Source organism: Amycolatopsis sp. PSD-21, assembly GCF_055561455.1.
This window is the reverse complement of sequence record NZ_CM145712.1, coordinates 5,078,325-5,092,023: the sequence shown is the minus strand read 5'-3', so window position 1 is coordinate 5,092,023 and position 13,699 is coordinate 5,078,325. Positions and strand designations below refer to the sequence as shown.

General features: G+C 68.1%; 11 protein-coding genes. 6 read left to right on the top strand and 5 right to left on the bottom strand.

Translation table 11 applies throughout. The annotated features are described in order from the left end of the window. Window positions 1-26: 26 nt before the first annotated feature. The 5 genes from abc-f to ACZ1DY_RS24025 form a co-directional block, all read right to left on the bottom strand. A complete protein-coding gene (gene abc-f / locus ACZ1DY_RS24045) occupies window positions 27-1,646 on the bottom strand; it encodes a ribosomal protection-like ABC-F family protein (protein WP_465480915.1) in 1,620 nt (539 codons plus the stop codon). 278 nt (window positions 1,647-1,924) lie between these two features. Continuing rightward, window positions 1,925-3,328, bottom strand: a complete 1,404-nt coding sequence (locus ACZ1DY_RS24040) for a GH1 family beta-glucosidase (RefSeq protein WP_465485704.1) — start codon at window positions 3,326-3,328, stop codon at window positions 1,925-1,927. A 2-nt stretch (window positions 3,329-3,330) separates the two neighbouring features. Next, the gene (locus ACZ1DY_RS24035; RefSeq protein WP_034323760.1) at window positions 3,331-4,188 is read right to left on the bottom strand and encodes a carbohydrate ABC transporter permease; all 858 of its coding nucleotides are present in this window, start codon (window positions 4,186-4,188) and stop codon (window positions 3,331-3,333) included. Then, window positions 4,185-5,165 carry a carbohydrate ABC transporter permease gene (locus ACZ1DY_RS24030; RefSeq protein ID WP_465480914.1) on the bottom strand — a complete coding sequence of 327 codons (981 nt, stop codon included), beginning with the start codon at window positions 5,163-5,165 and terminating at the stop codon, window positions 4,185-4,187. Before ACZ1DY_RS24030 ends, ACZ1DY_RS24035 begins: the two co-directional genes overlap by 4 nt. Before the next feature lie 3 nt (window positions 5,166-5,168). Further along, window positions 5,169-6,470 carry an ABC transporter substrate-binding protein gene (locus ACZ1DY_RS24025; protein WP_465480913.1) on the bottom strand — a complete coding sequence of 434 codons (1,302 nt, stop codon included), beginning with the start codon at window positions 6,468-6,470 and terminating at the stop codon, window positions 5,169-5,171. Window positions 6,471-6,696: 226 nt separating this feature from the next. Between ACZ1DY_RS24025 and ACZ1DY_RS24020 the strand changes: the two genes are divergently transcribed. The 6 genes from ACZ1DY_RS24020 to yjfF all read left to right on the top strand — a co-directional run bounded on the left by ACZ1DY_RS24020 (window position 6,697) and on the right by yjfF (window position 13,611). Then, window positions 6,697-7,743: a LacI family DNA-binding transcriptional regulator gene (locus tag ACZ1DY_RS24020; RefSeq protein WP_192742171.1), complete on the top strand. Its 1,047-nt coding sequence runs from the start codon at window positions 6,697-6,699 to the stop codon at window positions 7,741-7,743. Window positions 7,744-7,976: 233 nt separating this feature from the next. Beyond that, complete coding sequence (locus tag ACZ1DY_RS24015) at window positions 7,977-8,990, top strand: LacI family DNA-binding transcriptional regulator (protein WP_257486320.1); 1,014 nt, start codon at window positions 7,977-7,979, stop codon at window positions 8,988-8,990. A 78-nt stretch (window positions 8,991-9,068) separates the two neighbouring features. Next, a complete protein-coding gene (locus tag ACZ1DY_RS24010; protein WP_321183659.1) occupies window positions 9,069-10,040 on the top strand; it encodes an ABC transporter substrate-binding protein in 972 nt (323 codons plus the stop codon). Between the two features lie 36 nt (window positions 10,041-10,076). Next, the gene (locus tag ACZ1DY_RS24005) at window positions 10,077-11,597 is read left to right on the top strand and encodes a sugar ABC transporter ATP-binding protein (RefSeq protein ID WP_465480912.1); all 1,521 of its coding nucleotides are present in this window, start codon (window positions 10,077-10,079) and stop codon (window positions 11,595-11,597) included. Next, the gene (locus tag ACZ1DY_RS24000) at window positions 11,594-12,631 is read left to right on the top strand and encodes an ABC transporter permease (RefSeq protein ID WP_257486322.1); all 1,038 of its coding nucleotides are present in this window, start codon (window positions 11,594-11,596) and stop codon (window positions 12,629-12,631) included. The genes ACZ1DY_RS24005 and ACZ1DY_RS24000 overlap by 4 nt, the downstream gene beginning before the upstream one ends. After that, window positions 12,628-13,611, top strand: a complete 984-nt coding sequence (yjfF, locus tag ACZ1DY_RS23995; protein ID WP_465480911.1) for a galactofuranose ABC transporter, permease protein YjfF — start codon at window positions 12,628-12,630, stop codon at window positions 13,609-13,611. Before ACZ1DY_RS24000 ends, yjfF begins: the two co-directional genes overlap by 4 nt. Window positions 13,612-13,699 lie beyond the last annotated feature (88 nt).

Genomic DNA, 13,699 nt, shown 5'->3' with positions numbered 1-13,699 from the left:
ATCCGGTGTGAGCGGGAACGCGAGCCTCAGGACTCCACGAGCGCTCCATCGGTCAACCGCACCCGCCGGTCCACCTTGATCTCCCGGAGGAACCGCTCGTCGTGGCTCACGACCACGAAAGCCCCTTGATACGCACCCAGCGCGCTCTCCAACTGCCCGACGCTGACGAGGTCGAGGTTGTTGGTCGGCTCGTCGAGCAGCAGGAGTTGTGGCGCGGGTTCGGCGAACAGGACGCAGGCCAGGGTGGCTCGCAGGCGTTCGCCCCCGGAGAGCACGCCGACGGGAAGCTGGCTTCGCGCGCCTCGGAACAGGAAGCGGGCGAGCAGGGTCATCCGTTGCGATTCGGGGAGGCTTGGGGCGAACGCGGCGAAGTTCTCGGCGATCGTCCGGTCGAGGTCCAGCAGGTCGAGCCGCTGGGAAAGGTACGCGATACGGCCTTCGGCGCGTTTCACCACGCCGCTGTCCGGCGTGAGATCTCCCTTGAGCACCCGCAGGAGGGTCGACTTGCCGGTGCCGTTCCCGCCGGTCAGCGCGATCCGTTCGGGGCCGCGGATCGTCAGGTCGACGCCGTCGCCCGCGAAGACGTTCCGGTCGCCGTAGCGGACTTGGATGTGCTCGCCCTGGAACATCGTGCGCCCGGCGGGGACGTTGGTGCCCGGCAGGATCAGCGCGATCTTGTGGTCGTCGCGGAGTGAGCGTTCGGCCTCGTCGAGGCGGCTCTTCGCCTCGCTCACCCGGGCGGCGTGCGTCTCGTTCGCCTTGCCCGCGGACTCCTGGGCGTTGCGTTTCATGGTGCCGGCGAAGATCTTCGGCAGGCCGGCGTTGCCGAGGTTCCTGGCGGCGTTGCCCGCTCGGCGCGCCGCCCGCTCGCGCGCCTGCTGCATCTCCCGCTTCTCCCGCTTGACCTCTTGTTCGGCGCTGCGGACGTTGCGTTCGGCGACCTCTTGCTCGGCCTTGACCGCCGCTTCGTACTGGGTGAAGTTCCCGCCGTGGTACCGGAGATCGCCGCGGTCGAGTTCGGCGATCCGGTCCATCCGGTCGAGCAGTTCCCGGTCGTGACTCACCAGCAGCAGGCAGCCGGACCAGTCTTCGAGCACCCCGTAGAGCTTGCGGCGGGCGTCGAGGTCGAGGTTGTTGGTCGGCTCGTCCAGCAGCAGGATGTCCGGCCGCTTCAGCAATTGCGCGGCCAGGCCGAGGGAGATGATCTGTCCGCCGCTCAACGTGCGCAGGCTCCGGTCCAGCGAGATGCCGTCGAGGCCGAGCCGGTCGAGCTGGGCGCGGGTGCGTTCCTCGATGTCCCAGTCGGTCCCGATGGTGGTGAAGTGCTCTTCGCTCGCGTCGCCGGACTCGATCGCGCTCAGCGCCGCGAGCTGCGGCGCGATGCCCAGCACCTCGGCCACGGTCAGGTCGGCGGTGAGCGGCAGCGACTGCGGCAGGTAGCCGAGCACCCCCTGGGCGGAGACGGACCCGGACGTCGGACGCAGTTCGCCGGCGATCAGTTTGAGGAGCGTGCTCTTGCCCGCCCCGTTCGGCGCGACCAGTCCGGTGCGGCCACCGGGCACGGTGAAGGACAGGTCGTCGAAGACCGGGGTGTCGTCCGGCCAGGAGAAGGAGAGGGCGGACACGACGACGAAGGCGTCTGACATGGAAATGACCTCGTGGAAGACAGCGGGCGCCTTGAGGCTGCACCGCGGTGGACGTGGCTTGAGGGGACGACAAAGAGGCCACCTCGGCGTCGCCGCCGGTGGCCTGCCAACTCCGGCTCACCCGGAGATGTCGTCTTCACCTGCCACGTCTGGTCTCCACTGCTCGTTGATCAGGTCCGTATCCACGATAACAAGACCTGCCGGAGCGCGGCCACCGCAATCCCCCCCCCCAGCGAAGTGTCGTTCAGGACGAAGAACGTCCTGAACGACACTCGGCCTCAGCTCAGCCCGTTGAGACTGATCGCCCGGGCGTACCAGAGCGCGCTCTGTTTCGGCGTCCGCCGCTGCGTCGCGTAATCGACGTGGACGAGCCCGAACCGCTTGCCGTACCCCTCGGCCCACTCGAAGTTGTCGAGCAGCGACCAGTAGAAGTAGCCGCGCAGGTCGACGCCCGCCTCGATCGCCTCGTACGCGGCGCGCAGATGCGAGTCGAGGAAGGCGATCCGGTCGGTGTCCGCGATGTCCCCGCCGATCAGCGCGTCCGGGTAGGACGCGCCGTTTTCGGTGATGTACAACGGGATCGGCCGATAGTCGCGATGGACCTGGAGGAGGCACTCGGTGAGCCGCGAGGGCTGGACCTCCCAGCCGGAGTCGGTGCGAGGCGCCGCTTCGTCGGGCACGAAATGGACGTCGGGGGAGCCGAGCCAGTCGGCGCCCGCCGGTTCGCTGCCGGGCATCGGGGTGCCCGCGACCTGGTAGCCGCGGTAGTAGTTGATGCCCAGCCAGTCGATCGGAGCGGCGATGGTCGCGAGGTCGCCGTCCCGCACCAGCTCACCGATGCCGAGGTGCGCCAGGTCGGTCAGCAGATCCTCGGGGTAGGTGCCGCGAAGCACCGGATCCAGGAACAGCCGGTTCTGCAGGCCGTCGATCCGGCGCGCCGCTTCGGAATCCACAGTGGACGACGGATCGACCGCGGACACCGGGTACAGGTTCAGCGTGATCCCCGACGACGCGGCCGGCGCGTACCGCCGCAGGACGTCCATCGCCAGCCCGTGTCCGAGCAGCAGGTGGTGCGCGGCCGCGACGGCGGCGCGGGGTTCCTGCCTGCCGGGCGCGTGGATCCCGCGCGCGTAACCCAGCATCGCGGCGCACCACGGCTCGTTCAGGGTGGACCAGCGCGGCACCCGGTCACCCAGGCGCGCCACGACCGTTTCCGCGTATTCGGCGAACCGGAAGGCGGTCTCGCGCGCCGCCCAGCCGCCGTCGTCTTCCAGCGACTGGGGGAGGTCCCAGTGATACAGCGTCGCCCACGGCTCCACTCCGGCTTCGAGCAGCTTGTCGACGAGCCGGTCGTAGAACGCGAGACCCCGGGGATTCGGAGCGCCGCCGTCGGGCCGGATCCGCGGCCACGACAGGGAGAAGCGGTACGCGCCGAGCCCGAGCCGTCGCATGAGGTCGACGTCTTCGGCGTAGCGCCGGTAGTGATCGGCGCCCGGCTCCCCGGTGTCGCCGCCGACCACGGCGCCCGGGCGGCGGGCGAAGACGTCCCAGATGGAGTCGGTCCGGCCGTCGGCGGTCGTCGCCCCTTCGACCTGGAAGGCGGCGGTGGCGGCGCCCCACACGAATCCGGGCGGGAACAGCAGCGCGGTCTTCGCCCGGACACTGTCGGGATGAGCGGACATGGTCACCCTTTCACGGCACCTTGCATGATCCCGGCCACGATCTGACGGCCGAGGAGGAGGAAGACGATGAGGATCGGGATGGTGGCCAGGGTCGTTCCGGCCAGCACCAGCGAATAGTCGACGTAGTAGCCGCTCTGCAGCTTCTCCAGAGCCAGCTGGACGGTGGGGTTGCCGGCGTCCAGCACCACGAGCGGCCACAGGAAGTCGTTCCACGAAGTCATGAACGTGAACATCGCCAGGATCGCCGCCGCCGGGCGCACCGCGGGCAGGCAGACGTTCCAGAAGATCCGGATCATGCTGCAGCCGTCGACCCGTGCCGCCTCGATCAGTTCGTACGGGACGGCGTCCACTGTGTACTGACGCATCCAGAAGACACCGAACGCGGTCACCAGGTTTGGCACGATCACCGACTGCAACCCGCCCGCCCAGCCGAACTCCGACATCGCCATGAACAGCGGGATGATGCCGAGCTGGGTCGGTACGGCGAGGGTGATCACGATGAACACGAACAAGCCGTTCCGTCCGCGGAACCGCAGTTTGGCGAAGGCGAACCCGGCCAGCGACGAGAACAGCACCGTGGTGAGGGTGACCGTGCCGGACACGATCAGGCTGTTCGCGAGCGCCTTCCAGAACGGCACCGTGTCGAACACCCTCGCCGCGTTGGCGAAGAAGTTCCCGCCGGGCAGGAAGGGCGGGACCCGTTCGGTGAGCATCCCGCTGTCCCGGCTGGCGACCAGGAACGACCAGTAGAACGGGAAGAGCGAGCCCAGCACGAAGATCGTGAGCACGACATACGTCGCCCTGCGTGGCTTGCCCAGCGCCGAAACGCCTCGCTTGAGTCCACTGTGGATGACCGTCATCTCTTCTTCACCGCCGTGAGCCTGCCGGTGAGGAAGAAGTTCACCAGCGCGATCAGCACGATGATCACGAACAGCACCCACGCGATCGCCGAGGCATAACCGAGTTCGTAGTTCTCGAAGGCCGTTTGGTACAGGTACAGCGTCACGGTCTGGAACTGGTTGGACGAGCCACCGTTGTTCGACCCCGGCATGGCGTCGAACAGCTTGGGTTCGGTGAAGATCTGCAGGCCGCCGATCGTCGAGGTGATCGTGACGAAGATCAGCGTCGGCTTCAGCAAGGGGAGCGTGATGCTGAAGAACCGGCGTGCGGCGCCCGCGCCGTCGATCAGCGCGGCCTCGTGCAGTTCCTTCGGGATGGCCTGCATCGCCGCGAGCACGATCAGCGCGTTGTACCCGGTCCAGCGCCAGTTCACCATGATCGCGATCGCGGCGTGGCTGCTGAACCGGCCGGCCTGCCAGTCGACCGGATCCAGCCCGATCGTCTGCAGCAGGCCGTTGACCAGCCCGTACTTCGGCCCGAACAGGTTCGCGAAGATGATCCCGAGCGCCACCAGGCTGGCGGCGTAGGGCAGCAGGACGCCGACGCGCCAGCCGGTCGCCCCGCGGAGCCTGGCGCTGAGCAGCGCCGCCAGTAGCACCGCGATGATCAGCTGCGGAACGCTGGAAAGCAGGAAGATGCTGACGGTGTTCTCGAGCGCGTTCCAGAACTGGGTGTCGGCGAACAGCTCCTTGAAGTTGTCCAGCCCGATGAAAACGGGGTTGTCGTCACCCGCCTCCCAGCTGAACAGGGAGACGTACGCCGTGTAGAGCAGCGGGAACAGCCCGACGATCCCGAACACGACGAAGAAAGGGGCGATGTAGAGGTACGGCGAGACCTTGACGTCCCACCGGCTCAGCCGATGGCGGAGGGTGGGCCGGGGCGACGTGCGCACCCCGGCCTTCTCCTCGTCCGGCGCGATCTTGTCGACGACGGTCATCGGTCAGCGCGTGATCTTCTTCGCGGCGTCGATCAGTTGCGCCCAGCCCTCGTCCGCGGACTTGCCCTGTTCGACGGCCTGCAGCGCCGGGCTCGACGCGTTCTCCTGGATCTGGCCGTCGCCGGGGCCCTTGTACTGCGGCTTCGCGACCTTCTTCGCCTGCTCGGCGAACAGCTGGCCGATCTTGGCGCCGCCGAAGTAGGCGTCGGTCTCGCTCAGCAGCGCCTGGTCCTCCAGCGCCTTGACCTGGCTGGGGAAGGTGCCCTTCGCCTTGAACGCCTTGATCTGCTGCTCGGGCGCGGTCAGCCAGGCGGCGAGTTCGGCCGCTTCCTTCGGGTGCTTCGACTGCGTGGGCACGGTCAGGTACGAGCCGCCCCAGTTCCCGCCGCCACCGGGGAAGGCCGCGGTGACCGCCCACTTGCCGGCGTTCTCGGGGCCGGAGTGCTCCTCGATCACGCCGAGCATCCACGCGGGGCACACCTTCGTGGCGAACGCGCCCTGCTTGAAACCGGAGTTCCACTCGTTGCTGAACGCGGTCAGCTTGGCCGACTGTCCTTTCGCGACGGCGCCGGTCACCTTGGTCCAGGCGTCCCTGATGCCCTGGTTCGATTCCAGCGTCGGCTTGTCGTCGTTGCCGATGTAGCCGGTGGGGAGCTGGTTGACCATGGCGTTGAAGTTCTGCGCGGCCGAGTCGAACCACGCCTTCCCGCCGGTCTTGGCGACGTACTGGTCACCGGCGGCGAAGTAGCTGTCCCAGGTCGCGAACAGCGGCTTGACCGCTTCGGGATCGGACGGCAGCCCCGCCGCTTCGAGCATGTCCTTGCGGTAGCACATCGCCAGCGGGCCGATGTCCGTCCCGTATCCGATGACCTTGCCGTCCTTGGTCTTCGCCGCTTCGTACTTCCAGCCGAGCCAGCGGTCGGGCGACGCCTCCGCCGGGCCGATCTTGGTCAGGTCGTTGAACTTCGAGCCCTTGTCGAGAACGTTCGACAGGTGCCCTTCCTCGACGGCGGTGACGTCGGCGAGGCCGGACCCCGCGGCCAGCTTCGTGATCAGGTCCTGGTGGTACGGCCCGCCCTGACCGGTCTTGCGGTGGGTGATCTTGATGTTCGGATGCAGCCGTTCGTACTCGGGGATCAGCTCCTCGTAGCCGAATTCGGTGAACGTCGCCAGCGACAGCTCGACCTTCGCGTTCGGGTCCGACGCGGCGGGGGCGCCGCCGTCGTCACCGCCGCACGCCGCCAGGCCGAACGTCGTCATCGTGATACCCAGTGCCAGCACCAGGCCGTTCCGGATGCTTCTCACGGTTCTTAACCCCTTGCGCCGATGGGTTGGTGGACTCTTTTCACGCTCTTGCGTCCCTTGCTGATGGGGTGAGGAGAAAATGGGAGCGCTCCCAGGATGCGCAGAGTCTGTCGCCAAGGTATGGCGGTGTCAAGGGCTTGTAATGAGAGTGTTTCCATCAGGGGAGCGCTCTCAGTGTCGCCGCCCGCCGAGCATTAAGCTGTCGGTGTCCGGATGGAGCTGAAGAGTGAAGGTGGCGCGGGTGGGGCCTCGACCAGAGGAAGACGGCAGGCCGACGCTGGAGGACGTCGCCGCGTCCGCCGGGGTCAGCCGGTCGACGGCGTCCCGTGCGCTGAACGACGACGGCTACGTCAGCGCGCGCTCCCGAGAGAAGGTCCAGGCCGCGGCCCGCGAACTCGGTTACTCGCCGAACCAGGCGGCCAGATCGCTGGTGACGAGGCGGACCGGCGCGGTCGCGGTCGTGCTGTCGGAGCCGGAGGCGCGGTTGCTCGACGACCCGTACCGCACCGCGGTCATGCGCGCGGGCTACCGCGAACTCGCCGACGTCGGCTGCCAGATGGTCTTGATCTTCAGCGACACCCGCGAGGATCTCGACCGCACGGTCCGGTTCCTCGACGGCGGGCACGTCGACGGCGTGCTGGTCTTCGCGCCGCACCGGACCGATCCGCTGCCCAAGGCGCTGCGGCAGCTGAGGATCCCGGTGGTGTACGGCGGGCAGGCGGCCGGGCTGAAACGCGGTGTCCACGTCGTCGACTTCGACAACGAGGGCGGCGCGAAGCTCGCGGTCGCGCATCTGGTCGAGGCCGGCCACCGCCGGATCGCCACGATCGCGGGCCCGCAGGACCAGAGCGCGGCGATCGACCGGCTCTCCGGCTGGCGCAAGACCCTCCTCGACGCCGGACTCGACCCGGCGGACCTGATGGAGGAAGGCGACTTCACCCTGACCGGCGGGGCGAAGGCGATGTCGAACCTGCTCGCCCGGCGCCCCGACCTCGACGCCGTCTTCGTGGCCAGCGACATGATGGCCCTCGGCGCGCTCCGCACCCTGCATTCCGCCGGACGGCGGATCCCGTCGGACGTCGCCGTCGTCAGCTTCGACGACAACGCGACCCTCGCGCCGGAGATGGACCCGCCGCTGACCTCTGTCCATCAGGACCCGCGCGAACAGGTGCGCGTGATGGTCGAAACCCTGCTCGCGGTGATGGACGACCGTGAGCTCAAGCCCCGCCAGCGGATCTTGCCGGTCTCGCTCACGCATCGCGCCTCCAGCTGACTCGGCCGCTTCCGCGCTGGACGCGCCCCCTAGCGATCGGTGCCGCGAAAGCCACTTTCGGGACATCAGATGTCCCGAAAGTGGCTTTCGCGGCACACCGCGTTCGATTCACCTCTCCTCGCACGGAGGCGGCTCCGTGACCCGACTGTGACTCGAAGAGCGCTTGACCCGGCTCGTGTTATCGCTAACACTTGCGGCACTCGTCACACGGTACCGGGATTGGGAGACAGGCGATGGCGCGCGACACCACCGAGAGCAAGCAGGCCAGTCTCACCGACGTGGCCGCGCTCGCGGGTGTTTCGCATATGACGGTCTCGCGGGTCATCAACGGCACCGGGCCGGTCCGCGCCGAGACGCGTGTCCGGGTCAACGCCGCCATCGAGCAGTTGGACTACCGGCCGAACTCGGTGGCCCGCGCCCTGGTCACCGGCCGTTCGGGCACGCTCGGCGTGGTCGCACTGGAGGCGAACCTCTACGGTCCGGCCAGCACCTTGAGCGGGATCGAGCACGCGGCCCGCGAAGCCGGCTACGCGACGACCATAACCAGCATCAGCCGTCCTGGCCGGTCGTCCATCGCGGACGCGGTGGAGCGCCTGCGCCGCCAGGCCGTCGAGGGCATCGTGGTGATCGCGCCGCATGTCACCGCCGCACGCGCGCTGGAGGCGGCGCCCAGCGACGTGCCGCTCGTCGCGGTCGGCGGCGGGCAGAAGGCGCCGGTCCCGGTGATCTCGGTGGACCAGTACGACGGCGCTCGGCGCGCCACCGAGCACCTGCTCGGCCTCGGCCACGAGACGGTCTGGCATGTGGCCGGGCCCGAAGACTGGCTGGAGGCGCTCGACCGCGAACGTGGCTGGCGCGAGACCCTGCAGCGGCACGGCGCGCGGATCCCGCCCGTCATCCGCGGCGACTGGAGTGCGCGTTCCGGGTACGCGGCGGGGCGATCCCTGGTCGGTGAAAAGGGCCTGGACGCGGTGTTCGTGGCCAACGACCAGATGGCCCTCGGTTTCCTTCGCGCCTGCACCGAAGCCGGGGTGAACGTGCCGGGGGAGATGCGGATCGTCGGCTTCGACGACGTTCCCGAGGCGGCCTACTACACGCCGCCGCTGACGACGGTGCGCCAGGACTTCGTCGAAGTCGGGAGGCGCACGTTCGACCTGCTCCGCCGCCGGATGAACGGCGGTGAGAACCGTGACCGCGACCTGGTGGTCCCCGAACTGATCGTGCGGGAGAGCACCGGTCTTTCGTAGCGCCGGGAGCCGTTTTCAGGGCTCGAGGCGCGAGTGTTAACGCTAACTCAAATGATCAGTGCGGATCTAGGAGTCGATGTGGCAAGAAAACCGTGGACGGCGATCGTGGCCGGAGTGGCCGGGCTGCTCCTGCTCTCCGCGTGCGGCGGTGGCGGCGGAGCGGGTGGCGGCGGCGCCCTCACCCTCGGCTTCGCACAGGTGGGCGCGGAGAGCGGCTGGCGCACGGCGAACACGAAGTCGATCCAGGAGTCCGCGAAGGCGGCCGGGATCGAGCTGAAGTTCTCCGACGCGCAGCAGAAGCAGGAGAACCAGATCGCCGCGATCCGGTCCTACATCCAGCAGAAGGTCAAGGTGATCGCCTTCTCGCCGGTCGTGGAATCCGGCTGGGACACCGTGCTGAAGGAGGCGAAGACGGCGAACATCCCGGTGATCCTGACCGACCGGGCCGTCGACTCGCCGGACAAGTCGCTGTACAAGACCTTCCTCGGCTCGGACTTCGTCGCCGAGGGCAGGAAGGCGGGCGAGTGGCTGGCCAAGGAGTTCGGCTCCGCGGCGGGCGACGTCAGCATCGTGGAACTGCAGGGCACCACCGGTTCGGCGCCGGCGAACGACCGCAAGAAGGGTTTCGCGGACGTCATCGCCTCGAACCCGAAGTTCAAGGTCGTCGCTTCGCAGACCGGTGAGTTCACCCGCGCCAAGGGCAAGGAGGTCATGGAGGCCTTCCTGAAGTCCCAGCCCAAGATCGACGTGCTGTACGCGCACAACGACGACATGGCGCTCGGCGCCATCGAAGCGATCGAGGCGGCAGGGAAGGTACCCGGCAAGGACATCAAGATCGTCTCGGTCGACGGTGTCCGCGACGCCCTGCAGGCACTGGCCGACGGCAAGATCAACCACGTCGTCGAATGCAACCCGCTGCTCGGCCCGCAGCTGATGGAGCTGGTGAAGAAGGTCGCCGCCGGTGAGCAGGTGCCCCCGCGCATCGAGACCACCGAGACCGAATTCGACCAGGCCGCCGCGAAGGCCGCCCTGCCGCAACGCCAGTACTGATCCCGGACCCGCGTCCCCCCGAGAACAAGGTCAGCGATGACAGAACCCCCTGCGATTCTGCGGATGAGCCATATCCGGAAGGAATTCCCCGGCGTGGTCGCCCTCGACGACGTCTCCTTCCGGATGTTCCCCGGCGAAGTGCACGCACTGATGGGTGAGAACGGCGCCGGCAAGTCCACCCTGATCAAGGTGCTCACCGGCGTGTACGGGGTGGACGCGGGCACGATCGAACTCGACGGCTCCGCGGTCGCGTTCAGCGGCCCGGGAGAAGCACAGCGCTCCGGCGTGAGCACCGTCTACCAGGAAGTGAACCTCTGCCCGAACCTGTCGGTGGCGGAGAACATCTGCCTCGGCAAGGAGCCGCGACGGCGCGGCCGCATCGACTGGCGTGAGACGCGCCGCCGGGCGGCCGCGCTGCTGGCCAGGCTGGACGTCGAAGTGGACGTTTCGGCCGAGCTGAGCAGCTGCTCGATCGCGGTGCAGCAACTGGTCGCGATCGCCAGGGCACTCGACGTCGACGCGCGGGTGCTCGTGCTCGACGAACCGACGTCCAGTTTGGACGCCGGGGAGGTCGAGCAACTGCTGAACGTGGTGCGTTCACTGCGGGAGCAGGGGATGGCGATCCTTTTCGTCTCCCACTTCATCGAGCAGGTCTTCGCCGTCGCGGACCGGATGACGGTGCTGCGCAACGGGAAGCTGATCGGCGAGTACCGCACCGAGGAGATCACCCCGGTCGACCTGGTCACCAGGATGATCGGCAAGGAACTCGAAGCACTCGAAGACATCGAGGACGCGGGCCACAGCCGGCACGACCTCGCCGGAGCGCCGGTGTTCCTCGAAGCGGGCGACGTCGGCCGCAAGGGCGGTGTCGCGCCGTTCTCGCTCGACATCCGGGCGGGCGAGGTCGTCGGCCTCGCCGGGTTGCTCGGTTCGGGCCGCACCGAACTGGCGCGGCTGCTGTTCGGCGCCGATCACGCGGACAGCGGTTCCGTGCGGATCGACGGTGAGCCGGTGTCGCTGAAGACGCCGCGGACCGGGCTCGACCACCGCATCGCGTTCTGCTCGGAGAACCGCAAGACCGAGGGGCTCGTCGAAGAGCTCACGGTGCGGGAGAACATCGTGCTCGCGCTGCAGGCCTCACGGGGCTGGGCGCGGCCGATCCCGCGGAAGCGGCAGGAAGAGATCGCCGAGCGCTACATCGAAATGCTCGACATCCGGCCCGCGAACGCGGAAGCGAAGGTCGGCGACCTGAGCGGCGGCAACCAGCAGAAGGTGCTGCTGGCGAGGTGGCTCATCACCGAGCCCCGGCTGCTGATCCTCGACGAGCCGACGCGCGGTATCGACATCGGGGCCAAGACCGAGATCCAGCGGCTGGTCGCCCGGCTTTCGAGTGAGGGGATGGCCGTCGTGTTCATCTCCGCCGAACTCGAGGAGGTGCTGCGGTTGAGCCACCGGGTCGTCGTGCTGCGCGACCGCGCGGTGGTCGCCGTACTGGACAACGAATCGCTGACCGCTGACCGCGTCATGGCGACGATGGCCGAAGGAGTCGCACGATGACCAAGCATCGTCTGTTCTGGCCCGTCGTCGCGCTGCTGGCGCTGTTGCTCGGCGACCTCATCGTCCATCCGGCGTTCTTCGCGATCGAATTCCGCGACGGGCACCTCTACGGGAACCTGATCGACATCCTCAAGAACGGCGCCCCGCTGATCCTCATCGCGATCGGCATGACGCTGGTGGTGGCGACGCGGGGGATCGACCTCTCCGTCGGCGCGGTCGTGGCGATCAGCGGCGCGCTCGCCTGCCTGCACATCAGCGGACTCGGTGATCAGAACAGCCTCGGCGGGACGCTCGCCGCGGTCGGGATGGCGTTGGGGCTGGCGCTCGCGCTCGGGGTGTGGAACGGCTGGCTCGTCGCGGTTCTGGGCATTCAGCCGATCATCGCGACGCTGATCCTCATGGTCGCGGGTCGCGGTATCGCCCAGTTGATCACCGGCGGTCAGATCATCACCGTCAATTCCCATCCATACGAGTGGATCGGCAGCGGCTTCACCTTCGGCCTGCCCAGCGCGATCCTCATCGCGCTGGCGGTGTTCGCCATCGCCGCGGTGCTGGTCCGCCGGTCGGCGCTGGGACTGCTGGTCGAATCGGTGGGCGGGAACCCGGAGGCGGGCAGGCTCGCCGGGCTCCGCTCGGCCCGGCTGATCTGGCTCACCTACGTCTTCTGCGCGCTCTGCGCCGGCATCGCCGGACTGATGATCAGTGCGAACGTGCACAGCGCCGACGGCAACAACGCCGGGCAGTTCATCGAACTGGACGCGATCCTCGCCGTCGTGATCGGCGGGACCCTGCTGACCGGTGGCCGGTTCTCGCTCACCGGCTCGGTGATCGGCGCGCTGCTCATCCAGACGTTGACGACGACCGTGTACGCGCTCGGGATCGCACCGCAGGCGATCATGCTGTTCAAGGCCGTGGTCGTGCTGGCGGTCTGCCTGCTGCAGTCGCCGGTGTTCCGCAAGAAGCTCGCGAGGCGGCGAAAGACGGCCCCGCCGTCTGCCGCCGTCGTGCCGGAGAAGGTGGAGGCCGGGGTATGACCACACTCGACCGCATCAAGGGCTATCGGCCGCGGCAGCGGCATCTGCCGATCCTGGCGACGATGGCGATGCTCATCGGCGCTTATCTCTACGGAGCGTCGAGCTACACGGCGTTCGGCTCCGGACAGGTCGTGCTCGACCTGTTCATCAACAACGCGTTCCTGCTGGTCGTCGCCGTGGGGATGACGTTCGTGATCCTCACCGGCGGGATCGACCTGTCGGTGGGTTCGGTCGTGGCGCTGTCCACTGTGGTCTCCGCCGACCTGCTGGAGAACCAGGGCTGGCCGGTCTTCGCGGTCATTCCCGCGGTACTGGCGATCGGCGCGGCGCTGGGCTTCGGGATGGGCGTGCTGATCCAGGTCTTCGAGATCCAGCCGTTCATCGCCACCCTGATCGGGATGTTCTTCGCCAGGGGGCTCTGCTACACGATCAGCACCCAGGCGTACTCGATCGACGACCCGACGGTCGCGAGCCTCGCGCAGACGCAGATCCCGCTCGGTGCGGATCTGCACATCTCGATCGGCGTGGTCGTCGCGCTGGTCGTGGTCGCCGTCGCCGCGTATGTCCTTTACGGAACGCGGTTCGGCCGGACGGTGTACGCGATCGGCGGGAATCCGAAGTCGGCGCTGCTCATGGGCCTGAGCGTCGGCCGCACGCGGATCTCGGTCTACACGCTCAGCGGGTTCTGCTCGGCACTCGGCGGTCTGCTCCTGGTGCTGTACAAGTCCTCCGGCGATCCGCTCAACGGCGTCGGGCTGGAACTGACCGCGATCGCGGCCGTCGTCATCGGCGGCACGCTGCTCACCGGCGGCTCCGGCTACGTCCTCGGGACGGTGCTCGGGATCATGGTGCTGGGCATCATCCAGACCCTGATCACCTTCGACGGCACGCTGAACTCGTGGTGGACCTCGATCATCACCGGTGCGCTGCTGTTCGCCTTCATCGTCCTGCAGCGCCTCGTCGGCAGGCGGACCACGTGACTCGCGTGATCGGAGCCGTAACTCGCGTGATCGGAGCCGGATCGCCCCCAATCACGTGAGTTACGCCTTCAATCACGTGAGTTACGGC

Bases quoted from the DNA above. Each gene is read 5' to 3' on its own strand.
- abc-f (WP_465480915.1), bottom strand. From the start codon at position 1,646: ATGTCAGACGCCTTCGTCGTCGTGTCCGCCCTCTCCTTCTCCTGGCCG.
- ACZ1DY_RS24040 (WP_465485704.1), bottom strand. From the start codon at position 3,328: ATGTCCGCTCATCCCGACAGTGTCCGGGCGAAGACCGCGCTGCTGTTC.
- ACZ1DY_RS24035 (WP_034323760.1), bottom strand. From the start codon at position 4,188: ATGACGGTCATCCACAGTGGACTCAAGCGAGGCGTTTCGGCGCTGGGC.
- ACZ1DY_RS24030 (WP_465480914.1), bottom strand. From the start codon at position 5,165: ATGACCGTCGTCGACAAGATCGCGCCGGACGAGGAGAAGGCCGGGGTG.
- ACZ1DY_RS24015 (WP_257486320.1), top strand. From the start codon at position 7,977: ATGGCGCGCGACACCACCGAGAGCAAGCAGGCCAGTCTCACCGACGTG.
- ACZ1DY_RS24005 (WP_465480912.1), top strand. From the start codon at position 10,077: ATGACAGAACCCCCTGCGATTCTGCGGATGAGCCATATCCGGAAGGAA.
- ACZ1DY_RS24000 (WP_257486322.1), top strand. From the start codon at position 11,594: ATGACCAAGCATCGTCTGTTCTGGCCCGTCGTCGCGCTGCTGGCGCTG.
- yjfF (WP_465480911.1), top strand. From the start codon at position 12,628: ATGACCACACTCGACCGCATCAAGGGCTATCGGCCGCGGCAGCGGCAT.